We start from the raw sequence: 264 nt of genomic DNA on the forward strand, positions 1-264 counted from the left end.
GGCGCGCCTGCGCGGCATCGAGCGCGATACGCTGCCCCGGCGCAGTCTCGAGCCAGACGTCCAGGTGCGGTGCGGCCTGCGCACGGCCTGGCGCCGGGCGCGGAGGATCCGCCCACTGCAGCTGCAGGATGCCCTGCACGACGTTGTCCGCACGGGACGGTACCGCGACGAACATGCATGCCAGTGCCAACACGAATCCGACGGCCCACGCATGCGCGCACGACCGTCGCGCGTCGGCGAATCGTTGATGGACCACGCGCGACT

Annotated in this window: 1 protein-coding gene; it reads right to left on the reverse strand. The window is 71.6% G+C overall.

The window, feature by feature from the left end; translation table 11 throughout:
- The coding region (locus tag OH705_RS27695; protein ID WP_267303495.1) for a hypothetical protein at window positions 1–190 on the reverse strand (190 nt) is incomplete at its 3' end.
- Window positions 191–264 lie beyond the last annotated feature (74 nt).

It is taken from the genome of Pseudomonas sp. BJa3 (genome assembly GCF_026343815.1).
GTDB classification, from domain to species: Bacteria; Pseudomonadota; Gammaproteobacteria; order Pseudomonadales; family Pseudomonadaceae; genus Aquipseudomonas; species Aquipseudomonas soli.